Genomic DNA, 25149 nt, shown 5'->3' with positions numbered 1-25149 from the left:
TCAATTTGTCGCCGGTTGCTTGTTAGCCATTTGTTCACGAATCGTTCGGCTGATTTGAGCTGTATCCGTTTGGCCCCGCTCCAGTTCCTGTTCCACGGCATGGCAGCGCACCAGGTGCACGTGATCCAAACCATTTGTTGCCCTGGATGAATTCGGTTCAGCGACGGCGGCAGTTGCCAACTTCAGCTCCCGCGGCGGAGTCGTGCGGCATACGTCCATGGCCAAGGGACATCGAGGATGAAACCGGCAGCCTGACGGCGGATTGATCGGACTGGGCACGTCTCCCTGCAGTAAAATTCGTTTCCGCCGGCGTCCGGGATCCATCGACGGGATACTGGACAGCAGCGAGTGAGTATAGGGATGCAACGGATTCCGATACAGTTCGTAGCTGCCGGCCAACTCCACAATTTCGCCCAAGTACATTACCGCTACTCGGTCGCTGATGTATTCCACCACCGACAAATCGTGCGAAATGAATAAGTACGTCAGCTTTAACTCTTCACGTAACTGCACCAGCAGATTGATAATCTGCGATTGAATCGAAACATCGAGCGCTGAAATCGGTTCGTCCAACACCACAAACCGCGGCTTCAAGGCCAACGCCCGGGCAATGCTAATCCGCTGCCGCTGCCCCCCGGAAAACTCGTGGGGATACCGGTTCAGGTAGCGGCGATCGAGCCCCGTTTCTTCTAGTGATTCAATTACTCGGTTCAGCCGTTGCCGCCGATTCCCCAGGCCGTGCACGACCAAGCCTTCTTCGACAATGCTACGGACTGTCATGCGCGGATTGAGCGAGCCGTACGGATCTTGAAACACAATTTGCATGTCGCGCCGAAGGCTGCGCAAACCGGCCCCGTGCAACCGGGTAATGTCGCGGCCGGCAAAGTGGATACGCCCGTTGGTGGGCTTCAGCAATTTCAGCAATGTTCGGCCGGCCGTGGTTTTTCCGCAGCCGCTTTCGCCCACCAGTCCCAGCGTTTCTCCCTCGGCAATTTCAAACGAGATTCCGTCGACCGCCCGGACATACCCTGCCACCGTTCGCAATACTCCTTTGCGCACTGGAAAGTGCTGCTGCAGGTTTTCGACTTGTAGCAAGGGACCCGCCACGATTATTTCCAGCCTCCTTTGGAAAAATCCAACTGACCCGCAAAGTGGCAGCGGGCAAAGTGGCCCGGAGTAATTTCGCGGAGTTCGGGCTCTTCTGCCGTACAACGCTGGCCATCATTGAACGGGCAACGTGGATGAAATTTGCAACCACTGGGAAAATACAATGGGCTAGGCACCATGCCGGGAATGGTTCGCAATCGTTGTCCATTGCGTGGAATAGTAGGGGAGTTTGTCTTGCCAGCTTCGGGCCGCGATTGGAATAGTCCCACGGTGTACGGATGCAGTGGATGAGCAAACAGCTCCTGCACAGGAGCGTATTCCACAACCTTGGAGGCATACATCACCGCCACGTCGTCCGCCATTTCGGCCACAATGCCCAGATCATGCGTGATCATCAAAATCGACATACCAAATTCTCGCTGCAAGGAGCGCAACAGATCGAGAATTTGGGCTTGAATCGTGACGTCCAGGGCGGTGGTTGGCTCGTCGGCAATCAACAGTTGTGGATTACACGAGAGGGCCATGGCAATCATCGCCCGTTGCCGCATACCGCCGGAAAACTGGTGCGGGTATTCATCGACCCGCTTTTCCGGCGCGGGAATATCGACTTTGCGGAGCATGTCGATTGCGCGGCGGCGCGCTTCGGCGGCGCTGGCTTTTTGATGCAGCCGCACGGCCTCGGCAATTTGTGCACCGATGGTGAACACTGGATTGAGCGACGTCATGGGCTCTTGAAAAATCATGGAGATTTTTCCGCCGCGAATGCGCCGCATTTCCCGGTCGGTTAATTCAGACAGCACCAGCGGTTGACCATTGTCGTGCAAAACAATTCGCCCGCCGGCAATGTGACCCGGCGATGATACCAGCCGCATGATGGACAGGGCCGTAACGCTTTTGCCACAACCGCTTTCGCCCACCACGCCCAAAGTTTTGCCGCGGGGAATGGTTAACGAAACATCGTCCACCGCGCGGACCACGCCCTCGTCGGTGTAAAACCACGTGCGGAGGTTTTCGATTTGCACCAGAGGAGGCATAGTAAAGGTTTGATTTACCACAAGGGACGCAGAGGATCGCATGATTGTTTATTTTCCTGCTTCGCGCAGGCGGGGATCGGTCGCTTCTTGCAGGCCTTCGCCAATCAGGTTGTAAGCTAGCACGGTAAAGAAAATAGCTAGACCAGGGAACAAAATCAGCCACCACATTTGCATGTTGGCACGTCCTTGCGACAGCAAATCGCCCCAATCGGGATTGGGCGGCGGCGGGCCAAAACCCAGATAACTTAGCGCGCTTTCAATCAAGATTGCTCCGGCAATGCCGAATGTAATGGGCACGAGCACTGGTGCAAGCGCGTTGGGCAGGACGTGACGGAAAATAATACGCCCCGGACGCACACCCAGTGCCCGGGCAGACATCACAAATTCACTTTCGCGCAGCTTCAAAAATTCGGCCCTTGCCAACCGGGCGATGCTAGTCCACTGCGTGCAGCCGATGATCGCCATGGTGTCCCAAATGGTTGGCTTTTCCAGCAGACTGACCAAAGCCAAAATCAACACCAGCGTGGGAATGCACAACACCACTTCAATCAGCCGGCTAATGGCGGAGTCGATCGGACCCCGAAAATATCCGGCCAGCGAACCCAACACAATGCCGATGAGTGCCGCAATGCCCATCGACACAAAACCGACCAGCATTGCGGTGCGGGTGCCGTGCACCATGATGGCGAACACGTCGTAGCCATTGTCGGTGGTCCCAAATAAATTGAATCGGTTGGGGATGCCGTCGGCACCTGAGGGATTGCCGGGGCGGTTGTCCCATTCGTCGTCGCGGACACGGCGGAATGGGTCCTGATAAATAAGCGGCCAAATCGCCCAACTGTCGGGGTCTTTCTTTTTCAAATTCGTGGCGTACATCAAGCGCATTTCTTTAATCGCCAGCGCTTGATCTTCCCAATCGCTGTTCAAATATCCGAGCGCGGGAAAATAGATTTTGCCTTTGTATTTACAAATGAGCGGCTTGGTGCCGACAATGGCCGGTGCAAAAATTCCAACCAGCGACAAAAAGCCGACAAACACCAACGCCGCCATCGCCAGTTTTCGCCGTCGAAAGCGCCGCCATGCTTCGCCCCAAAAACCGCGCGATTTGGCCGGTACGGCCTGCATGTTTTCATCGACGAGCGGCGGAACGGTGGGAACGGTGGACATATTTTTAACTGCAGAGAAGCGCAGACACAGAGAAAGACAGGAAAAGATTCGGCTTCGTTCTTTCCACGGCGCGCCTGCGTGTATAGGCAGTTTGAATTTGTTTTGGATTATGAATAGGTTACGCGCGGATCGACCACGGCGTATAAAATGTCGGCCAACAGTTGCCCCAGCAATGTCAGGACAGAAAACAACAACACTAGGCCCATGATCGTGGGATAGTCGTATTCGCGGATGGCTTCGAAAAACAGCCGACCCATGCCCGGCCAGGTGAAAATTTGCTCCAGGATGATTGCCCCACTTAGCACTAAAGGTAACTCCAGTCCTAGCATGGTGACGAACGGAATCAGCGTGTTGCGGAAGGCATGATGCACGATAACCCTGGTGCGCGACACGCCTTTGGCGCGCGCGGTGCGAATGTAATCTTGCCGGAGCACTTCCTGCATGTTGGCCTGAATGAAGCGCGTGTCGTAGGCTAGCGTGCCGTAGGTCATGCAAATTGTGGGAAGCAAGGCGTGCTGAAATAAATCCCAGGCTTTTCCCCACATGGAAAAACCATCAAAACCTCCGCCGGTCATGCCGTCCAGCGGCAATTCCAGCCACGTGCCTTGCAGCTTAACAGCAAAAATCATCTGCAAATACAACGCCGCCACAAATGCTGGAAGCGAGTACAGCATGTATAAACTGACGCTGAGTGCGCGCTCGTCGAGCTTGCCGCCGCGAGCCGTGGCATACAAGCCCATTGGCACGGCCAGCAAATACCCCAGCAGCAGCGACGTGCCAGAGAGGAGCAGCGTGGGGCCAATCCGTTCGCCAATGACTTGCGTGACCGGCTGATAGCGCGAAAAGCTATTTCCCAAATTCAATTGCAGCACATTGCCCAGCCAGGCGAAGTAGGCGACAGCGGCAGGCTTATCGAGCCCATAGATTTTCTTCATCTGCTCCCGGTCTTCGGCGCGAATTTTTTTCCCGGCCGACATTTGTTCCATGCGGGCCAAGAGCGGATCGCCCGGCATCCAGCGAATGAGCATGTACACCAAAAACGTGACCGCCCAGAGGGTGAAAATTCCCAAAATCAGTCGCCGGACCAAATAATTCCACATGAACGGTTAACGCCGGATGAACAAGGAATCGCACAGGAAAACGAACTATTGGGCAGTCATCCAAATGCTGCTGAACCCAGGAGAGTAATCGTACGGTCCGCGCGGGCTGAACTTGTACCCGCGCAATTGCTTGTTAAAGCCGTAGAAGGCGCTGCGCCAGTAAAGAAACGTGCATGGCTGATCGTGATAAATCAACTCGTCAATTTTGGCGTAAATTTCCGCGCGTTTGGCGGGTTCGAATTCCTCGATTCCCTGTTGGAACAGTTTATCGACCTCGAGATTTCTGTACGCCAAATAATTGCGGCCCTCGTCGGGTATTTCAGTGGAGGCCCAAACGTTTTCGTCTTCGGCCGGATCGGTCCCGGTGCCCCAGCCGCTGAATTCCGCTTCGAATTCGCGCTTCAACAGCTTTTCGAACAAGCGTGTGCCTTCCATGGGCTTGATGTTGCAGGTGATGCCCAGTTGCTGCAGGTTGAATTGCATGATTTCGCATATTTTGATCCGTTCCGGATCGTTTTTCACGGTCATGCTGAATTCGAATTTGACGCGTTGGCCGTTGACCATTTTGTCGCGGATGCCGTCGCCGTCACTGTCGACCCAACCAGCTTCGTCGAGCAGTTTTTCCGCTTTGTCGAGATCCTGCACGTACGGCTTCAGCGGCGTTTTCGGCGCGTACCAGGCTTCCGGATTGGTAATGCCAGTGCATTGCTGGCATAGGCCGTACAAAGTTTTGTCGATTAATTCGCGATAATCAAAGGCGTACGACATGGCTTCGCGGACACGGCGGTCGCGGAAGAACGGGGCCGAATCGGAATCGTTATTCCAACCGAAGAAAAAATAGGTCCATTCGCTGCCGTAGGCTTTCGTGTTTTTGCGGTAGAACTCGGCATCATTGGTTTGATTGGCCCATTGCGCCTGCTGAATTTCGTAATCGTCCAGGGTGCCGCGCTTCAAATCCAAGAGCGCGGTGTTGGGATCTTCCTTAATGGCAAAGCGAATTTCCTCGAAGAATGGTTTTTGCCGCACCTGCCTGCCGTTTTGCAGGTACCAATCGTCGCGGCGCTTAAAGACAATTTCCTGGTTGCGAATGCGGTTGGTCATGACATAGGCATTGCCGGAAACAGGATGCAGCTCCGTCTGTTGATATTCGGGGGTCTGTAGCAACTCGTCGAACGTCATGCCACGGTTGAGCTTGTCGTACAGCAGCTTAAAAATGTGCTCGGGAATAATCCCGAAGTTCAAGTACCCGTCACCCGTGGCCAGCGCTTGCTTGTGGAAATAGACGACGGTGTAATCGTCGTAGGCGACGACGTCGCGCAGCTTGCTAGTGTCGGTACGCATAGCGGGAACGGGAATTTTTTCGTTCATGATGGCGTGGAACGAAAAGGCAATGTCGTGCGCGGTGATCGGCTTGCCGTCGGACCAAAAGCAATCGCGCCGCATGGTTACTTTGTCGATTAAATGGTCTTTGCTTTGCTGCCAGCGAACGGTGGTATCGGCATCGCAATAATTGGGCTGCATTTTCCAGTTGTAGATCATCAGGCCGAACTTGCTCTGCGCCAGTACGGTTGCTTCATAAATAGTGTCTTCCATGACGGGATTGGCGCTGTTGATGTCGCCAATTAAGTACCGCATGATGCGGGCGTGATCGTCGGGCTTTTCGCCGCCGGCGGGCAAGCGGCCCAATGCGCTGATGATTTTTTCGTTGTTCTGCGGGCTGTCGTTTTTCAGCTTGAGCGCTTCAGCCGCGCTGACGAGCGGGGGGTGTTGGACCAAATCGTCGGCCAATAGCTTCAAAGAATCGTAGACCGGCTTGTCGACCCACTCTACCGATTTATCCAATTCGGCCAGAGTGGCCGGGGGATTAGAAGCAGCGTCTGGCTTGGCGGCCGCAGCGGAACTATCGCCGGTCGTGGCGGAATATGCCAGCGGACTAAAATCGCCGCAAATGAATACGCATCCGGCAACTGTTAGCAATGCGGCGAGCCAACTTCGTTCCGTCATGGGTTGTTCTCTTCCAGATTGGGCAATGCCAGCTAGGGCCACATAAACCGCCCACTATGCACCGAAGCCAATTTTACGTCCAGTGCTTAACCGCATGCTAAACCGTGGCTTGGGAGGCGGTCAAGCAGACTACTGGGCGGTGTGCTAGCGGCAGAATCCGTGTTGCTTGGGCTGCCAAAACCCGTTAATGTTCCGCCGCTTGGGTGGCAGCAGTGCAGCCCAACAGAAAGCGCGGTGCGTTTCCCCACGCAAGTTCATTCCCGACGGGGATTCTGCACGAACATCGTCATCATTTCGCAAAGCTATTGAATCTCTCCATTTAGGCGGACGGGGAATTGTTATGCAATTAGCTAATGCACCGAAGAACTTTGTAAACAGACTCCGAATGTTGTCTGAAGGCATTCTTCTGGCTTTGGCATTGGGTATAGGCCTGCTGCTCATTCAGGCCGCGCAGCCAGCTGGCGCACAAAGCAAAGCCGATCCCAAAGTCGACGCCAACCCTAATGCCAAAACTGACTTAAAGCCAGATAAACAGCAACAAGAGATGAAATGGATTTGGTCGCCGGCGCAAACCGTCGAGAAAAAAATTCCGCCCGGCGTATGCTACTTTCGCAAGTCGTTTCCGTTGGGTCAGCCCGAAAGCGGCGAGGTGCAAATTTCCTGCGACAATGCCTACGAACTGTATGTAAACGGTCGTCCGGCAGGAGAGGGAGACAATTGGCGAGTAATGAAGTCGCACGATATTACCAAATATCTTTCCGCTGGCCGGAATACGGTTGCCGTAAAAGCCACGGTAAAAGCTGAGGGCAGCGCCGGCTTGGTGGCGCGTGTGTTGGTCAAAGATGTCGGCGGCACTTATGTGGCTTATAACACTGACGATACCTGGCGCACCAGCTTGCAGGAATTTCCACAATGGTCCAAGCATTCCTACAACGATACCCAATGGCTTCCGGCCCGCGTGGTAGGACCCTTGGGAACCGCGGTACCGTGGTTGGACGATGTACAAATGGCGGGGGGCGCTCCTGCCGGTCGTTTTGAAACGTTGCCCGAGTTTCGCGTAGAAACGGTTTTAGCGCCCGAAGATACCGGCTCGCTCTTAACCCTGGCCTTCGACGAGTTCGGCGAAATCTTAGCCTCCAAGGAAGGTTCCGGAATTCTCTTATTCCGCGATCCTAACCACGAAGGCAAGTTCGACAAGCCGGAAGTCTTTTCTGATCAAGTTACCAATTGCCAAGGAATTTTGGCGCTGAACGGGCAAGTGTTCGCCGTGGGGAAAGGCCCCGATGGGTTAGGGCTTTATCGGCTTACTGATACCGATGGCGACCGCCACGCTGCCAAGTGCGACACGCTGCTGAAGTTCACGGGCGATTCGGTTGAGCATGGGCCGCATGGCGTCACGCTTGGGCCGGACGGTCTGCTGTATGTTATCCTTGGCAACCACACTCAAGTTGACAAGCAGCCGGCATCGACCAGCCCGCTGCACGATTATTACGAAGGCGATTTAATAACTCCTAAATACGAAGATCCGCATGGTTATGCTGCCGGCATTAAGGCGCCGGGGGGCACGGTAGTACGCACCGATGTTAACGGCAGCTTTGCCGAATTGTTTGCCGGCGGATTTCGCAATTGCTACAGCTTGGCATTTAATCGCGCCGGCGAATTGTTCACGGCCGATTCAGACATGGAATGGGACGAGGGCCTTCCCTGGTATCGTCCCACTCGGAGCTTGCACGTAACTCCCGGCGGCGAGTTCGGCTCGCGCAGCGGATGGAGCGTGTGGCCCGATTACAACTTTGATAGCCTGCCCACGATGACCGATACGGGGCGCGGATCGCCGACTGGCGTAGTAGTTTACAATCACGTGATGTTCCCGCGGCGTTATCATGATGCGTTGTTTATAGGAGATTGGTCACGCGGGCGAATTTTGGCGATTTACCCGAAATCCAAAGATGGCACGTATCAAACCGAAATGGAAACCTTCGCCGCCGGCAAGCCGCTGAATGTTACAGGCTTGGATGTGGGCCCTGATGGCGGGCTGTATTTCTGCACCGGCGGCCGCGGCACGGAAGGAGGCGTGTACCGCATTGTTTGGCGCGGCAAGGTGCCGGCTGATGCGGTAGCTTTAGGCCAGGGCATAGATCAAGCCTTGCATCAGCCGCAACTGAATAGCGCCTTCGCCCGACAAAAAATCGCCCTGCTTAAGCAGCAGTTAGGCAAAACGTGGGACGAGCAACTCAATACCCTTGCCGAGAATCCGTTGGGGGCCAGTTTAGACCGCTGCCGGGCGTTGGATCTCATGCATTTATTCGGCCCGTTTCCTACCGGGGCGCAGCTGTCTCGCTTGGCAAGCGACCCGGATGCCGCAATTCGCGCCAAAGTAGCCAGCTTGATGGGTTTGCATCCCGATGCCGATACAGCCGTCAAGCTGGCGCAATTGCTGCGCGATCGCGATCCGGTGGTGCAACGAGTGGCATGTGAATCGATGGTTCGGGCTGGACAAAAGCCGAAGTATGAAGAACTAGCTCCGCTGTTGAGCAGCACCCACCGTTACATTGCCTATGCTGCCACTCGGCTGCTGGAAACCTTGCCCACAGATGAATATCGTGCGGCGATTCTCAGTACCGATAAAACCCGCACGTTCGTGCAAGGCGCGCGGGCCATGTTGGTGATGGATCCCACTCACGATAATTGCTTGGCCATTTTACGTCGCTGCGAAACCGTTATGGACGGGTTCGTCAATGATCCCGATTTTCTCGACATACTGCGAGTCATGCAATTATCACTGGCCCGGGGCAATCTGCAGCCATCGGATGTGCCGGAGCTGTCGGAGAAAATCGCTAAGGAGTATCCCACCCGCAACGCTCAATTGAACCGCGAACTAGTGCGGTTGGTCGTGTTTTTGCAAGGTAAATCAGCCGCTCAGCGGATGCTGGAACAACTGGCTGCCGACAGCCCCTCGGCCGACAAATTGCAAGTGGCGTTGTACGCCAGGTTCTTACACGGCTGGAGCACAGGGCAAAAGCTGGAACTGCTGAAGTATTATGAAAGCGCTCGCGCGCTCTCAGGCGGACATAGCTTCGATGGTTACATCGATAGCGTTTCCCGCGATTTTTTCGTCGACTTCACACCGGAAGAACGGGCCCTGGTATTGGCCGACGGCGCCAAATGGCCTGCTTCCGCATTGGCATTGTTGGCGAAATTGCCTGAAGACGTGCCACCAGAAACCATCGCTCAAATTATTGCCCTCGATAAACAAATTGCGGTCATGGATGGAGACGCAGCCCATAAATTGGGTATTGGAATTGTGGCAGTGCTGGGCCGTTCGCACGATCCGCAGGCCAGCACTTACTTGCACGAGACATTCGACAAGTTCCCCGAGCGGCGCGGTCAAATTGCCATGGCCATCACGCAAACTCCAAGCGCCGAAAACTGGCCGCTGCTGGTGCAATCGTTGCCGGTGGTGGAAGGAGCATTCGCTCAGCAAGTGCTAATTACTCTGGCGCACATCGAACAAACTCCTGATAACCCAGAGCCGTATCGGCAAGTGATTTTGCGGGGCTTGAAATTAGGCGAAAACGGCGGCTTAAATGCGGTGAAGGTGCTGGAACGTTGGACCGGCACACAGCTGAGTACACCAGAAGACAAGGCCGAGACGGCGCTGGCCGCCTGGCAGAAATGGTTTGCCGAAACATATCCCAACGAGCCGGAAGCCAAGCTACCGGTTGAATCTGCCGAAAACAAATGGACCTACGAAGAGCTGTACACGTTCCTGACCGGCACCGAAGGCGCGCACGGCAATGTCGAATTGGGCGCCAAAGTGTTTGCCAAATCGCAGTGCATCAACTGCCACCGCTTTGGCGATCGTGGCGATGGCGTAGGGCCGGATCTCACCACCGTCAGCCGCCGTTTCCAAAAGAAAGAAATTCTCGAATCGATTTTATTCCCATCGCTGGTAATTTCCGATCAGTACGCAAGCAAAACAGTACTCACGACAGACGGCCGCAGTATTACCGGCTTGGCGGCGAAGCAGGCCGATGGCTCGTTGGTGGTGTTGCAATCCAACGGTCAGAAAGCCACCATTGCTGCCGGCGATATTGATCAAGTCTTGCCGTGCAAAATTTCTGTCATGCCCGAGGGTTTGCTGAATACGCTCACGTTGGATGATATCGCCAACTTGTTCACGTACTTGAATCAGCCGCCTGGCGGCAACATCACGAGTCGCCCGGCGCTAAAGTCATACAACGACAAACGCTAAGCGTGCGGTTTGGGCATTGTCATTCCTGAGCGATCGGCCGGGCTGCTGTTGTCCGTTGCCATGATGCTGTGCCTCAGTTCCAGAACGCGGCGTGTACATTGCGGTGCCGCTTCGACCCTATGGACGTTTAATGTTGGGCCAGCAGTTTGTCCAACATCTGCGGTAGCTCGTCGACTGGCGTGTAAATCGAAATAATTTTCCCCGTCCGATCGACCAACATGGTAACCGGAATTGCCATAACGCCAAATTGCTTAGCATACGGATTATCCCATTGTCCAAGGGTTGGTTCGCCGTCGAACAAAATAGGCCACGGCAGCGTTTTGTGCTCCAAAAAGTCGGTTACGTCTTTCCGATTGTTGTCCAAGCTGAGGCCAACCACTTCCACGCCCTGGTCGCGGTACTTTGTGTAAATTTTTTGCAGCTCGGGCATTTCCGCAATGCAATTTGGACACCATGTGGCCCAGAAGTCGAGCAGCACCACCTTACCTCGATATTGGTTCCAATCGAACTTCCCGCCGCCTACCAGCTGTCCAGAGATCTCCGGCTTGGTCCCTAAGGAATCTAACTGCCGTAGCCCGGCAGTGCTGATTTCTTGTGCAAACTGCTGAAACATGCCTGGCGCAATATTCTCCGCAATTTTGTGCAGGCTATTGAACACCAGTCGGGCGGCATCGTTGGCGCCATGCGCGACAAATTCGTGTGCCACCTGCGATGCCAAATCCAAATTATCTCCGTTGATATGCGTTTCCACGCGAGCGCAGACTTTGGCGGCCACGGGACCGAAATCGACTTGCTTTCCAGCATCGGCTTCTCGAAAGGTTTGCCGCAACTCTTTGATGAGCGCTTCAAATTGAGCTTCGTCGTCATCGCCGTTGGTGCTGTTTTTGGCCGACGGATCTTCGAATTTTATCACCGTGGGGGCGGACAAATTGCTCGATGTGCCCGAATCGCCGCTTTCCTGGTCGGCTGCCATGCTCAATTTAGGCGGTGAATTGGAACCTTCCAATGACGGATTACTGTTGCAGCCGGCTAGCATCACTAATGCGCCAACGGCCGCGAACGACAAACAGCTAAGGGTTAAAATCAGGCGGCGAGGAGATTGTGGTCGCTTAATCAAAATCGATTGCAAATTATCGCAGGCGGCGGGCTCGGCCGCAAAATTTGAGGTGAAGTGGGTCATCATTTCCGGCTCCTGTTCATCCATGAAAATCTCGTGGACGCGGCTTCCTGACCGCAGTCAGAGGATAAAAATCGTTCGATGGATCGCGTTGTCGTCAATCGCACCTGAGCAATTCCCTCCCGCTACAGAAATTGTAGACTCCCAGCGAATTTCAGGGCAGAGCATTTCCGGTCCAAAGCATGCACTACTAACGTCCTGCTTGTCCCGCAAATTGCCGGCTTTTTATTACTGCCGCACTACCAGAGACATTGCCACGTACAATCTTTGAGCGATACTATACGTGCCGTCCGCTGTTTATGGGCCTGATTTCTGTTTCTATTACTACGCCGGATTACCCGCTCTGGCCTGCTCTCTATCCCCTCACACATACCGCATCCTTCCATGGGCCTTTACGACCGCGATTACTACCGTGAAGATCGCCCCGGCTTGCGGCTGCCCGCGGCGGCTCATTGGTCGGCTGTAACTACGCTGATTGCGATCAACGTGGCCGTGTATTTGGTCGAAATCTTCACCCAGGGTCAAATGCGCGGTGGATCGACGTGGATCGAACAGCACCTGGCGCTAGAGCCGAATTTATTTCAGCATCCGTGGAAGTTCTGGCAGCTACTGAGCTACGGATTTGTGCATGATTCCTCCGGATTTACGCACATTCTATTCAACATGATCGCTTTGTATGTTTTCGGTGGCGACGTGGAACGCATTTATGGTAAGCGCGAGTTTTTAAAACTTTACATCAGCCTGGTGATTCTGGCTGGGTTGGTGTACGTGGTGATTGCCGCGGCAACCAAGGGCAAATCTCCCGTGGAGGGTGCATCGGGAGGTATTATGGGCGTGGCTGTCATTTTCGCCTGCCACTTTCCACGTCGAATGCTTTACATTTGGGGAGTGCTGCCAGTGCCGGCGTTCATGTTGGTCATCGTGTTCATCGCGCTCGATTTCTTAGGTTCGTTTGATCAAAGCGATTTAACCGCTCACACCGCGCATTTGGGAGGAGCGGCGTTCGGATTCGTGTACTATCGTACCGGTTGGAATTTGTTCCGGCTCTGGCCGCGGGGTTGGTCTGTCCCCTCGATCCGTCTGCCAGGCAGCGGTCCTAAATTGCGCGTCCACAGCGAGCCGGACGAAGTGGAAGAACCACCCGACGATTACCTCACGACCGGCCGCGTTCAACAGCGCGTTGATCAATTGCTGGAAAAAATCAGCCAGACGGGCGAAAGCAGCCTGACGGCCGAAGAACGCCAATTCCTCGCCGACGCCAGCCGGCGATATCAACAACACCGCCGGCGTTAAGGGCACTGCAAGTTCGACGTCATCTGTGGTGGATTTCTGCAACACTCATTTTGGTTGCGGCGGGCGTTGCAATATTGTTGAACTCATGGAATCGCCCAACTGTGCCGAGCGAGAAGCTTTTGGAGCTAAGAAATGTTGCAGACCAAGTATTGGCAGATTATTTGAAACTGCGAGATCAACGTGACGCCCAGTATCAGGCCGCGGTTGAAGCGGATGGCGGTGACCCACAAAAAATGCTCGAAATCAACAAAAAATTCGCGCCGCTGAATCAGCAGATAAAGGAGCTTAACGACAAGTACATGCAGGCTTGGCAGAAAGCCTTAGATCAATCGAATCCCTAAGGGCCTCTTGAATTTCCTAGTTTTCGCGCCAAAAAGCGCTGATTTGACCACACGTAAAACCGGTAATTATACTGGAATAGGTCAATTTTCCGGGCATTTCTTATCCATCGGACGGCTACCGCAATTATGCTCAATCGAGTAATTTCCAGCGTTTCTGTCGCCACGTTCCTTTGGGCGCTGGCCGGCGCGCTGCAGGCCTTCGCTTCCGATCCGCCCAAAGGGTATCGCAAACTCGGCCCGGGCGTGGAAACCACTATTGCGGCCCAGCCCAATCCGCAAGATACCGTTACCACCCATGACATTGTCGAAATTCAATCGGCCGGTCAGCAGCTCGATTGGAAACCGGAAACGCAAAGCGCCAGCACCACCCTGCAAGCGCTAACCAAAGATATTCCGTTCCGCCATGGCGTGTGGTATTTGGAATTCAGCTTTAAGCCGCTGCGAATAATCAATGTCGATATGCCACTGGCCGATGGCCATATGGATCGCCGCATGGTGTGGTACATGGTGTACCGTGTGAAAAACTTGGGCCAGCATTTGGAAGCCGAAGCGAAAGAGGGAAAGAATCAAAGCCTGGCAGCGAATCAGCCCAGCACCCAACCCGTTTATTTCCATCCGCAGTTTGTGTTGGAAAGCCCGCAGTTTAAAAAAGCATATCTCGATCGGGTGTTGCCTTTGGCTGAGGAAGCAATTGAGCAGCGCGATGATTCGCATCGCAAACTGTTAGACACCGTGCAAATGGGCAAGCAGCCCATTCCCCTGAGCACCGCTGACGACGATCACAGCGTCTGGGGCGTGGCCACCTGGGAATATGTTGATCCGCGCATCGATTTCTTCAACATTTACGTGCAGGGCCTTTCCAACGCCTACCGATTTGAAGACCAGCAGGGAGCCTACAAACTGGGCGATCCCCCCGGAACCGGCCGGCACTACTATCAAAAAACACTGAAGCTGAACTTCTGGCGTCCCGGCGATGAACACGAACCGGATAAGGAAGATATCTACTTCGGTACGCCCGGACAGGTTGACCACGAGTGGGTTTTCCGGTAACTTTCAAGGTTTACCTGAATTTGGCGTCGAGCCGCTGGCCCGGTGCCATCCTCCCAACACCACTCATTTTCATGGCACATAAGAAGGGTCAAGGCTCCAGCCGCAATGGGCGTGATTCCGCCGGCCAACGCCGCGGTGTCAAACGCTATGCCGGCGAATCGGTCATTGCGGGCAACATTATTATTCGTCAGGTGGGCAATACATTTCACCCCGGCAAAGGCGTCGGCCAAGGTAAAGATTTCACCTTGTTCGCCCTGGTTCCCGGCGTGGTGAAATTCGACCGCGACGGCCGCCGCGTCAACGTGGTGGAAGCGAATTAAGTTCCCAGAACAGGCTACTTGTTCGTCACCCATCCGCTTGCAGCTTAGCAAATTAAAGTATCATCAAAGGATGCCCCCTGGGCATCCTTTTTTGTTGCGCACGGTAACCCGCATGAAAATCACGAGCACTGCCAATCCGCGCGTAAAAGCCGCTGCCAAGCTACGCAATCCGCGTCAGCGGGTCCAGCAAGGTCGCTTTATGATTAACGGTGTGCGTGAAATCGGCCGTGCCCTTGATGGCCGATTCACATTGCAAGAACTGTACATTTGCCGCGAGGAGTGCACGGGTTCGGAGTGCGAACAGCTTCTGCGGCGCTTGGAAAACGCAAACGCTCCTCAATTCGAAGTTTCGTCCGCAGTATTTTCTGTCTTGGCATACGGCAGCCGAGCCGAGGGAGTGCTGGCCGTGGCCGAAATTCCCCAGCGCAGTTTGGCCGAGCTAAGTTTGCCGCGCAATCCGCTAGTGGCGGTTCTGGAAGGTGTAGAAAAGCCGGGCAATTTGGGAGCGGTGTTGCGCAGTGCCGACGGCGCAGGTATTTCCGCTGTGATTGTCGCCGAGGCCGACGTGGATCTTTACAACCCCAATGCCATCCGCGCCAGTTTGGGCGCCATTTTTACGCTTCCCGTACTGGCGGCTAGCAGCGACGAAACCATAGCTTGGCTACGAGCGCAAAAATTAAAAATTTTCGCAGCCCGGGTCGATGCCGCGGTTGATTACGCCGCCTGCAATTTCACCGACTCATGTGCCTTGGTGCTGGGGAGCGAAGCGGAAGGATTATCTGACACGTGGCGCAATAATTCTGCAACCGGCGACGACATGACTGCTATTCGCCTTCCGATGCGGGGCGCGGTCGACAGCCTGAATGTTTCGGCCACTGCCGCAGTATTGTTTTATGAAGCGTTACGCCAACGTTCGACAAGCCGATAATGTGCTTACGAATCGGTGGCATTGAACGGCGCAGCCACGGCACGAACGAGTAGTTCAATTTGCCGACGCCTGCAGTCGCGCCGCTTTCAGCGTGTTTTCCAGCAGCATGGCAATCGTTAGCGGGCCCACGCCACCTGGAACGGGCGTGATGGCTCCTGCCACTTCACGCACGGCGTCAAAATCCACGTCACCGCACAGTTTGCCCTCCACGCGGTTAACCCCCACGTCGATGACCACAGCCCCCGGCCGAATCATTTCCGCCTTCACAAACCGCGGTTGGCCAATGGCGGCGATCAAAATATCGGCCTGGCGCGTGATTTTTGCCAAATTTTGTGTGCGGCTGTGGCACATAGTGACCGTAGCATCGGCCCCAGGCCCGCGCTGCACTAGCATGAGCGAAATGGGTTTGCCGACAATCTCGCTTCGGCCCAGCACGACGACATGTTGGCCCGCGGTTTCTACGCTGTTGTGCATCAACAGCTTTTGAATGCCGTGTGGGGTGCAGGGCAAAAATCGCGGCCGGCCTTGTACAAGCAATCCCACGTTTTCCGGGTGAAATGCGTCGACATCTTTGAGCGGATGGACGGCGTCCAGAATCGCTTTCTCATCGATTTGTTTGGGCAATGGCAATTGCACCAGAATGCCGTGGACCGGTTCGTTAGCCGGCGCAGCATTCAACCGGTCGACCAAGCTCAACAATTCTTGTTGCGAAGCACTGGCCGGCAGACGATGCAATTGGCTGGCCATGCCCACGCGCTCGCAAGCTTGTCGCTTGTTGCGCACGTAAACTTCGCTGGCCTGATTTTCGCCAACCAACACTGCGGCTAAGCAGGGCGTGATGCCCGATTGCGCTTGGAACTGTGCCACCTGGGCTTGCAGGTTGATCTGCAATTTCGCGGCCAGCGCTTTGCCATCGAGCAGTTTAGCCGTCATCCTCTGTGTCTCCGCGTCTCTGCGGTGAAATACGACTTACAGCCAGCCAGCCCAAAGTATGGCGTGTAGTGCTAAGCAGGAGTAGACCCCGGCGGCCCAGTCGTCGGCCATGATGCCCAGACCGGTTGGCAAGCTTTCCAACTGTCGGACGGGCGGGGGTTTGGTGATGTCGAACACGCGAAACAGAATGAAGCCGGCTAACAGAATCAACGGCCGCGACAAAGTGTCATGCGCAACAAGAAAGAATGTAATTGGCACCGCGGCAATTTCATCCAGCACAATTTGCTGTGGGTCTTTCAGTCCACCCAATCGCCGCGCCGCGGCAGTGCAAATGGGAATGCCTAAAATGCAAGTGACAACCACAACCACACTTTGCAGGGCCGCGCTGGAAATCCAACTAATTCCCCACGCCAACGGCAATCCCAACAACGTGCCAAACGTTCCGGGTGCGACAGGCATTCGGCCCATCCATAAACCTGTGGCCAAAATGACCGCCGGGTGCCGCCAGGCGGCCGGATCAATGGGCGCAGAAACTGAGGTTTCCGATGCCTGATTCATGGGATGATTTACGTCGATTTGCTCTCGCGGTTGGGTGGAAGTAAGGTTATCATCGCTTGACCGAAAGTGCTAAATGGTAATAATTGTCATAATCTTACTAAACATTCGCCGATACGTGTAAAAGTACTCGCACTTTTGCTGCCGTCCGGCAACTTATCCGTCGCTTAAAATAACAATTGATTTATATTCGGACAGCCGGCTGCAAAGTACAATTTCTCCAGTCCGCACTTTTTAACCATCTTTCGCCTCCATGGCCGAACACACCCCGATTTCCGAAAAGCTTTCTGCAGCCGAAAGCGTCAAGCTGAACAGCCACTATCTGCGCGGCACGATTGCCCAGGAACTGGCCGAGCCCAGCGATAAATTCAACAAGGACAATTCGGCTCTGCTCAAATTTCACGGCACGTACCAGCAAGACGACCGCGAACACCGGGTGAAGCAGGAGGGGGGCAAAAGCCTGCGGCAATATATTTTTATGGTCCGCTCGGCGGTGCCGGGTGGCAGATTGACGGCCGATCAATTACTGGGTGAATTGGCTTTATGCGATGAGTTGGGCAATGGCACTTTGCGCATTACCAGTCGGCAAGGATTACAACTGCACGGCGTTCCCAAACGCAACCTGCATGAAACCATTCAACGGATTAATCAAATCAAACTTTCCACGTTGGCCGCTTGCGGCGACGTAAAGCGCAACGTCATGTGCTGCCCGGCGCCACATTACAGCGACCCGGTGCATGCCGAATTGCAAGCGCTGGCCGACCGATTGGTGGAACAGTTCACGCCCAAGACACGCGCCTATCACGAAATTTGGCTGCGCGATACAGCCACGGGTGAAGAACAATATTTGGGAGGCAGCGAAACAAACGGCCATCATCACGCCGGCGCACATTCCGGCAATGGCCAGACTGAAGTGGAGCCGATTTATGGCCCCACGTATTTGCCGCGCAAATTCAAGTTCGCCGTAGGTTTGCCCGGCGATAACTGCGTCGATTTATACGCCAACGACGTGGGCTTAATGGCCATTTGCCACGATTGGAAAATCGTGGGTTACAACGTGTTGGTGGGCGGCAGCATGGGTTGCACCCCCAGTGCCACCAAAACTTTTCCCGCCATTGCTAAGCGGATGGCCTTTGTCGAGCCGCACGAGGTCATCGACGTGTGCACCGCGATTGTGAAAGTCCAGCGCGACTATGGCAATCGCGTTGACCGCAAAGTGGCCCGCTTAAAATACTTACTCGCCAATCAAGGCCTAGACTGGTTCCAAGCCAAGGTCGAGGAGTATTACGGACACAAACTCAAGCCGCTGGATCCGGAAGATGTGTGGGGCTTCAACGATCACATGGGCTGGCACGAGCAGGGTGACGGCCGGATGTTTTACGGCTTGAACATCGAAAACGGCCGCATCAAAGACGACGAAAACATACAACTGAAAACCGCACTGCGAGAAGTGTGCGACACGTTGCGGCCCAGCTTTCGGCTGACTGCACACCAAAGCATTTTGTTTTGCGATTTGGCGCCGGAAGTGCGCGGGCAGTTGGAGGAAATTCTACGGCGACATCACGTGCCGCTGTCGGAAGAAATTTCCAACGTGCGGCGATGGTCGATGGCCTGCGTGGCGTATCCCACCTGCGGCCTAGCCGTTACGGAAAGCGAACGGGCCCTGCCTGGAATGATTGACTTATTGGAAGTCGAACTTTCCAAGCTCGGCCTGGCGAAAGAAAACTTCACCCTTCGCATGACCGGTTGCCCCAATGGCTGCGCCCGACCCTACAATTGCGACATCGGGTTGGTCGGCAAGACGGTAGGTAAATACACCGTGTTTGTCGGCGGGCGATTGTTGGGCGATCGGATGAATTTCATCTACAAAGATTTAGTTTCGGCCGAAGAAGTCGTACCGACCTTGGTGCCGCTTTTTGTTTATTTCAAGCACGATCGACAGCCGGAGGAAACCTTTGGCGATTTTTGCCATCGTAAAGGCGCCGACGATTTGCGGGCTTGGACCGACCAATACACCGCTCAAACCGCCACGGCCTGAATACGCCTGCAGGGCCTCTAAGGCGGGATCAATGAGCGTTACTCTTTTTTTGTCGGCGCTTCATTGGCTGCGGAATTGTCGCCACCAACCGGGGGCGGACCCGGCAGTTTTTTAGCGGACGATTTGGCATCCGGTTGCGAGGCGCTGCGGGAATCGTCTTTTTCTTCAATCACTTGCTTTTCGCGCCACGGCTTTTTGTTTTCGTAGCTGCTTAACTCCTTTTTGAGTTGGACATTGACATCGGGCTTGTCGCTTCCCAAATCGACCGCTTTTTGCGACCATTGCTTGGCCGTGTCGAAATCGCCCGACTCTGCATAACCTGCCGCCAGCGTGCTGAGAATGTAGGCCTGTTTGTAATCGCTTTGCTTGGCGGCCTGTGTGCTCAATTCGATAGATCGCTTGCTATTGCGCACCTTATCGTCCGGCGACGTGGCCAACACCCAAGCTAAATTGTTCAGCACGCCCAAATCGTCGGGCTTGATCTTCAATGCTGCTTCGTAATCGGCCACGGCGTCAGTATGTTTGCCAAGGTTCAGGTAAGCATCGGCTCGGCCGATCAATGCCGACATACTTTCAGGATTGGCGGTTAATACGTCGCTGTACGTGGCAATTGCCTTGCGTGGCTGCTTATTGGCCTGGTACAACATGCCCAATTGGTCCAGCAACTGCGCATTGCGTGGAGATGCCTTCAGCAGCTCTTGCGAATCGCGAATCGCTTGGCCGTAATCTTCCTCCGCCGCGGACAACACGGCCCGAGCTTCCAGCGCCGGTGCCCAGCCTGGCACGTCTTTAAGGGCTTCGTCCAAATCGGCGCGTGCGGCCTTGCGGTCATCGGCTTCCTGATGAATTTGCGATTTCAACAGCAGCGCTTGGGCGACTTGCTGAATTTTATCGGGCTCCAGCTTCAGGGCTTGATCGATGTCGTTCAGCGCTTCCTTTGTTTTTTTGGCGACCGCGTAAACTTGTGCCCGATGCAAATAAGGCAATCCGGATTCGGGCCGCAATTTAATTTCATCGCTGAACGCTGCGATGGCTTCGTCATTATTCTTGAGCGCGAACCACGCCAGACCGCGCACTTCTTGCAGCACGGGGTCTTCCGGATCGGCCTTGGCGGCAGCGTCTAAATCAGCGGCTGCTTCCTGCATTTTTCCGGAAGTAAGCAGGAACATTCCGCGCCGCCGTAACGCTTCCTGATTGTTGGGGGCAATTTTGAGAGCCTGAGCGTAGTAATCGAGCTTTTTCTCCGGCTCGTCGGTCAGGTCGGCCAAGAGCACCAAGGCGGCCACGCGATCTTCCTGCTTATCCTTGGATAAATCGAGCGCGGCTTCAGCTGCCTTTTGCGCCGCCGCGCGATCGCCTCCCGGAAGTTGCTGTAACCTGGCGATCATCAATTGGGCAGGCGCCATTTGTGGGCTGATTTTCAGCGCCTTGCCTAAATCGGCCAGGGCCAGAATACGCAATTGCTGCCAGCCCGCCGGCTTTTGCTGCACAATGTTTTTCAACAACACGTTGGCTCGCTCCAGCAACGTGCCCGTCAGCAAATTGTTGGCGAATTGCGAATTGCCGGCGTCGAGTCCCTTTTTCAAAGCGCTTTCGCACAAATCAATGACCTGGCCCAAATCTTCCACGCTGTCGGCGGCCAGCTTTTTATCACTGGCCTTATCCAATTCATCCTGGCCTTCATTTTCAGCCCGGGCCACACACACGCAAAACAAGGTCACGCCCAGGAAGGCAGCAGTCCAGCAACCCGAACGAGCAAGGGCGAATCGGAACGACATAGGGCACTCCGTTGGTAATTGAGGCAAAAATCTCGGACCGGCAATCGACCCTTTTGATTATTACGTGTAGCCGCCGCCGACGCCATGCGAAGTTCGCCGGTGGGGAAAATTGCGATCAACGGACATTTGGGCAACGAAAATTCCGCACCAACCCCGTTTCTCCATTCCTGCCTTATAGCCCGATAACCGGCCATAGGTTCCGCGGTTGCCGCGCGCTGCGTCGGCGGCAGTCGATTTATGCACGATCGATGGGAAAGGTCAGTACTTCGGCCAACGATTTCGCGCCAGCCGCCAGCATCACCAAACGATCGAAGCCCAGTGCCACGCCGGTACACGCTGGCAGTCCGGAATCCATCGCTGACAGCAAGCGATTTTCTTCCGGCAGCGCGGGCTTTCCCAGTGCCACACGGGCAGCATTGGCCGCGGCATTGCGGCGGCGCAATTCCATAGCATCAAGCAATTCGTGGTAACCGTTGGCGAGCTCAATGCCTCGCACATATAATTCAAACCGCTCCGCCACTTGGGTAACAGAAAAGTTGCTTGGATTTTCCGGCAGCGATTCGTCCATGCGAACTTTCGCCAGCGCCGCTTGACTGGCCGGATAATCATATAAAATTGTCGGCCGCTCTCGGCCCAAGTGCGATTCCACGCATTCGGCCAGCAATACATTCCGCCAAGCGTCCTGATCAGTGCCCAAACCTGCCGGAACCTGAACGCCGCATCGTTTTGCCGCTGCCGCCAATTCGGCCGTGCTGGTCACATGCGGATTGATTCCGACGTGCTGTTGAAATGCCGCTGCATAACTCAGCCGTTCCGCTGGCGGCGTGCCGAGTAAGATTTGGCATAAATCGTCCAAAAGCGTCATGCCGGCCGCCATGTTGTCTCCCACACGGTACCATTCCACGATGGTAAATTCCGGATTGTGTAAGCGTCCGATTTCGCTATTGCGAAAGGCGCGAGTAATTTGATAAATGGCCATCGCGCCGGCAGCTAGCAGGCGCTTCATGCCGAATTCCGGCGAAGTTTGCAGCCACAGGCGTCGGCCCGCGCTGGGGGTTCGCGGATCGTCAGCCAACACCGTCGACAGCGGATCGAGATGCCGGTCGACGGTTACATCGGCGGACAAGATCGGCGTTTCCACTTCCCAGAATCCACGTGCGGCAAAAAACTGCCGAGTCCGGGCCAACAATTCCGCCCGTAATTGAAGATTGGCCAGCGGGGCAGTGGGCAGAAAATCGGCCATGTCGAGAAAAACGCAGCGGTAAATGATTTGCAATCCGCGGACGAAGATTCTATTCCATTTCGATCACTTGCTGCACGCTAGGCAGTCCGTATTGTGCGCTGCCGGTATGGATTGTCACATTCGGCAGCGGCGTGCAAATTCCTGAGCTGTGGGTATGACCACAATATACCGTGAGCTTGCGCTGCGGGGTGGCACGCATAATTTCTAAAATGGCGTCCCCCAGTGCTTTACACGTGAAATGCGGCAGCCATTCGTCATCGGAAATTTGCCCTTCGTGCCAGCAGGCGTCGCGGAGCGGCGGCAGGTGCGTGGCCAAAATGACTTCTCGATATTTCGCCAGCGCCGGCGGCAGTACCCGGCGAATGTGCTCGGCCGCCTGGTCGCCCAATTCTTTCAACTTCGGCCAGCGAAACTCCTTCGTTAACGGGGCCAATTCAGCAATCAACCGATAATCATTCATCATGACCAGCGATTGCACATAGTTCCCCAGGCGAGCATCGGCCCAACCGTCGTCGCCAACCAAACCGACATGGTCGGTTAAATGTACGACTCCGGCGGCAGTTAAATACACTAAACGAGGCCGGCTTCGCGCCAGTGCCGTAACTTCCTTCCGTACGCCGGCGATCGATCCGCCATAAAAATCGTGATTGCCCAGCACAAAATAAAAAGGTCTCTGCCAGGCTTCGTCCAGCCGCGTAAGCAACGGCGCCACGCTGCGGGCTTCCCCGATATCGCCGGTGAGCAAGATGGCGTCGGCCTCCGTGGCCCGTACTGCGGATAAAAAATGATCGGTTTCGCTGCCGGTCAAAAAGTTCAAATGAATATCCGTCAGCCAGCAAAGACGCATCGTAGAAATATCCCCCGAATGAAAAACTACAGCACGTTCTCGCCGGCTCGGAGTCCGTTACACAACTCGCAATCGTTCCCGTTCCAATCGATCCACGATAAACTGCATCGCCGTCGGCGCCATAAGGTTGTAGTATGGGAATCTGTGCCCGCCGCCGGTCGTTTCCAAATCGTAATCGTGCGGAATGCCCAGGGCCACCAGCTTGGAGTGCAAGCGCTCGGCGCTTTCGTACCAGCGGTGGTCGGCCGGATCACAGCAAAACCACAAATGGCGCGGCCAATTCAGCGGATGCACGTGCAACGTGGCCGTATCTTGCCGTATCGATTCCTGATCGGGATACATTAGCGCTAGCGCCTGGTCTCCTTCTTTCCATCGAATTTGATAATCGATGGCCGGGGAAATCGCCACTGTTACCGGAAAGGTGGACGGCTGCTTGAACGCCAACCGCAGCGCTCCCTGGCCGCCCATGCTGGTGCCCAGCAAAGCAAATTGCGTGGGAGCTACCTGCCACTGCTGGGCTACGTAGGGCACAATGTTGTCGATGACATGCCGATAGGCAGTAACATGCGCGTCAAAATCCGGACAGATTCGGTCCGCCCACCAACTGCGACCCGTTAGCGGAGCGATCACACGCAAGCCATGCCTGGCGAACTCGGCGGTAAACACCGGTTGGTCAACCAGCCGATTTTGGTGCACGCCGTGTAAATAAATTATCGCATACCCATCCGGATGAAGCGTGGCGGGCTGAAACACGTCGCATCGTTTGCCGGCGACCAGAACCGTGGACCAACCGGACGCTGGGCTGGCGCTGGAGATTGCCGCAGGATTCGTCATTTTACGTTCGGACACAGAGTCAGCAGTGTTTCCAAATTCGTTTCTAATTCTTCCTGCCCACGCAAAAACTCCAACCCCACCAGTACGGCCCGCAACGGCCGATTTCCCAAATCATTTACGGCAAGCTTGACCAAGTCTTTATGCGTGCACAGGACAGCCTCGACATCATGCGAGGCCGCCCACAGCGACAATTCTTGGATGCTGTTCTGATTGTAAACAAAATGGTCGGGAAACTCTCGCCAGGCGACCACATTGCAGCCGCACTCGGCCAGCGTGTGCCGAAAACCGGCCGGATTTCCCAGCCCGCAAAAAGCGACGACCCGCCGATTACGAATCGCCTCCAACGGCTCTTGCTGACCATCTGACAACAGCAAACTGTGCGGGGCGTGCCGGCACTCGGCCCAAGCAATGTGCGGCGCATAATGTAACACCACGCTACGAATGCGCGCCCGCTCCGCATCGTTCACCATGTCAGCGCGCGTCAGCACCGCCACCTGAGCACGGCCCAAGCTGGAAAGTGGTTCGCGCAACATGCCCCGCGGAAACAGATGGCCAAAGCCGAACGGCTCCAGCGCATCAAGCAGCACTACATCCAAATTGCGTTCCAGGCGTCTATGCTGGAAGCCATCGTCCAAAATGACTAGCTCGGCCTGAAATTTTTGCACGGCCAAGCGCGCCGCCGCCACACGATCTGCATTTTGCAAGTGCGGCACGCCAGGCAGTTTTTGCGCCAATTCCTGGGCCTCGTCGTTTGGCGCGCCTTGGGCCGCTTTGTATCCGCGGCTGACCAGTGCAATGTTTACACCGCGGTGCATAAACCACCGCGTTAGCCATTCCACAAAAGGCGTTTTGCCCGTGCCCCCCAGCGTCAGGTTCCCCACGCTGATTACCGGAATGCCTACCCCTAGACGTTCCTTTTGGCCCAAATCGAAGGCCCAATTTCGCCGTTTCACTGCCCAGGCATATGGAAGCTCCGCCAACCGCAGCAGGCCGCGTAGCATGTGGGCGGCCGGTCCCTGCCGCTGGCCACTGACTAATTCGCGAAAATAGGCCGCACTTAGCAAGGCAAAGTGTCCCGGAAAATGGAAGATCGGAAAACCACCATTAGGATTCGAATTTTAACGGCTCACCGCTGGCTTCCCGAG

General features: G+C 55.1%; 20 protein-coding genes. 7 read left to right on the top strand and 13 right to left on the bottom strand.

Going from position 1 to position 25149, the window contains the following annotated elements; all coding sequences use genetic code 11:
- From VFE46_09270 to VFE46_09250, 5 genes are all read right to left on the bottom strand, one after another.
- On the bottom strand, positions 1-1107 hold the full coding sequence (locus VFE46_09270; GenBank protein ID HZZ28181.1) for an oligopeptide/dipeptide ABC transporter ATP-binding protein: 1107 nt from the start codon (positions 1105-1107) through the stop codon (positions 1-3).
- 2 nt (positions 1108-1109) lie between these two features.
- Complete coding sequence (locus VFE46_09265) at positions 1110-2183, bottom strand: ABC transporter ATP-binding protein (GenBank protein HZZ28180.1); 1074 nt, start codon at positions 2181-2183, stop codon at positions 1110-1112.
- 6 nt (positions 2184-2189) lie between these two features.
- Positions 2190-3308 carry an ABC transporter permease gene (locus VFE46_09260; protein HZZ28179.1) on the bottom strand — a complete coding sequence of 373 codons (1119 nt, stop codon included), beginning with the start codon at positions 3306-3308 and terminating at the stop codon, positions 2190-2192.
- A gap of 107 nt (positions 3309-3415) precedes the next feature.
- On the bottom strand, positions 3416-4408 hold the full coding sequence (locus VFE46_09255) for an ABC transporter permease (protein HZZ28178.1): 993 nt from the start codon (positions 4406-4408) through the stop codon (positions 3416-3418).
- A gap of 45 nt (positions 4409-4453) precedes the next feature.
- The gene (locus tag VFE46_09250; protein ID HZZ28177.1) at positions 4454-6412 is read right to left on the bottom strand and encodes an ABC transporter substrate-binding protein; all 1959 of its coding nucleotides are present in this window, start codon (positions 6410-6412) and stop codon (positions 4454-4456) included.
- 385 nt (positions 6413-6797) lie between these two features.
- On the opposite strand from VFE46_09250, the gene VFE46_09245 reads away from it, so the two are divergent.
- Positions 6798-10667 (top strand): c-type cytochrome, encoded by a 3870-nt coding sequence (locus VFE46_09245; GenBank protein ID HZZ28176.1) that lies wholly within the window; start codon positions 6798-6800, stop codon positions 10665-10667.
- A 127-nt stretch (positions 10668-10794) separates the two neighbouring features.
- Here VFE46_09245 and VFE46_09240 read toward each other — a convergent pair whose 3' ends face one another.
- Positions 10795-11871 (bottom strand): TlpA disulfide reductase family protein, encoded by a 1077-nt coding sequence (locus tag VFE46_09240; protein ID HZZ28175.1) that lies wholly within the window; start codon positions 11869-11871, stop codon positions 10795-10797.
- A 357-nt stretch (positions 11872-12228) separates the two neighbouring features.
- Between VFE46_09240 and VFE46_09235 the strand changes: the two genes are divergently transcribed.
- The 5 genes from VFE46_09235 to VFE46_09215 all read left to right on the top strand — a co-directional run bounded on the left by VFE46_09235 (position 12229) and on the right by VFE46_09215 (position 15776).
- Positions 12229-13137: a rhomboid family intramembrane serine protease gene (locus VFE46_09235; protein HZZ28174.1), complete on the top strand. Its 909-nt coding sequence runs from the start codon at positions 12229-12231 to the stop codon at positions 13135-13137.
- Between the two features lie 50 nt (positions 13138-13187).
- Entirely contained in the window at positions 13188-13478 is a 291-nt protein-coding gene (locus VFE46_09230; protein ID HZZ28173.1) for a hypothetical protein, read from the top strand.
- A 126-nt stretch (positions 13479-13604) separates the two neighbouring features.
- Positions 13605-14528, top strand: coding sequence for a hypothetical protein (locus VFE46_09225; protein ID HZZ28172.1), 924 nt, complete (start codon positions 13605-13607; stop codon positions 14526-14528).
- Between the two features lie 71 nt (positions 14529-14599).
- Positions 14600-14848 (top strand): 50S ribosomal protein L27, encoded by a 249-nt coding sequence (gene rpmA, locus VFE46_09220; protein HZZ28171.1) that lies wholly within the window; start codon positions 14600-14602, stop codon positions 14846-14848.
- Between the two features lie 112 nt (positions 14849-14960).
- Entirely contained in the window at positions 14961-15776 is an 816-nt protein-coding gene (locus tag VFE46_09215) for an RNA methyltransferase (protein HZZ28170.1), read from the top strand.
- Positions 15777-15830: 54 nt separating this feature from the next.
- Here the strand turns inward: VFE46_09215 and folD are convergent, their stop codons facing one another.
- Both folD and VFE46_09205 read right to left on the bottom strand, forming a co-directional pair.
- Positions 15831-16709, bottom strand: coding sequence for a bifunctional methylenetetrahydrofolate dehydrogenase/methenyltetrahydrofolate cyclohydrolase FolD (folD, locus tag VFE46_09210; protein ID HZZ28169.1), 879 nt, complete (start codon positions 16707-16709; stop codon positions 15831-15833).
- A 36-nt stretch (positions 16710-16745) separates the two neighbouring features.
- Positions 16746-17267 (bottom strand): phosphatidylglycerophosphatase A, encoded by a 522-nt coding sequence (locus VFE46_09205; GenBank protein ID HZZ28168.1) that lies wholly within the window; start codon positions 17265-17267, stop codon positions 16746-16748.
- Between the two features lie 250 nt (positions 17268-17517).
- On the opposite strand from VFE46_09205, the gene VFE46_09200 reads away from it, so the two are divergent.
- A complete protein-coding gene (locus VFE46_09200) occupies positions 17518-19302 on the top strand; it encodes an NADPH-dependent assimilatory sulfite reductase hemoprotein subunit (protein HZZ28167.1) in 1785 nt (594 codons plus the stop codon).
- 38 nt (positions 19303-19340) lie between these two features.
- Here VFE46_09200 and VFE46_09195 read toward each other — a convergent pair whose 3' ends face one another.
- The 5 genes from VFE46_09195 to lpxK form a co-directional block, all read right to left on the bottom strand.
- A complete protein-coding gene (locus VFE46_09195) occupies positions 19341-21080 on the bottom strand; it encodes a tetratricopeptide repeat protein (protein ID HZZ28166.1) in 1740 nt (579 codons plus the stop codon).
- A gap of 235 nt (positions 21081-21315) precedes the next feature.
- The gene (epmA, locus tag VFE46_09190) at positions 21316-22323 is read right to left on the bottom strand and encodes an EF-P lysine aminoacylase EpmA (GenBank protein HZZ28165.1); all 1008 of its coding nucleotides are present in this window, start codon (positions 22321-22323) and stop codon (positions 21316-21318) included.
- A 49-nt stretch (positions 22324-22372) separates the two neighbouring features.
- Positions 22373-23170: a metallophosphoesterase gene (locus VFE46_09185; GenBank protein HZZ28164.1), complete on the bottom strand. Its 798-nt coding sequence runs from the start codon at positions 23168-23170 to the stop codon at positions 22373-22375.
- A 57-nt stretch (positions 23171-23227) separates the two neighbouring features.
- Positions 23228-24019, bottom strand: coding sequence for an alpha/beta hydrolase-fold protein (locus VFE46_09180; GenBank protein ID HZZ28163.1), 792 nt, complete (start codon positions 24017-24019; stop codon positions 23228-23230).
- A complete protein-coding gene (gene lpxK / locus VFE46_09175; protein HZZ28162.1) occupies positions 24001-25068 on the bottom strand; it encodes a tetraacyldisaccharide 4'-kinase in 1068 nt (355 codons plus the stop codon). Before lpxK ends, VFE46_09180 begins: the two co-directional genes overlap by 19 nt.
- Positions 25069-25149: the final 81 nt, after the last annotated feature.

It is taken from the genome of Pirellulales bacterium (assembly GCA_035656635.1).
Taxonomy (GTDB): Bacteria; Planctomycetota; Planctomycetia; order Pirellulales; family JADZDJ01; genus DATJYL01.
The sequence above is the reverse complement of the archived record's forward strand: the minus strand, read 5'-3'. Positions and strand labels throughout refer to the sequence as shown.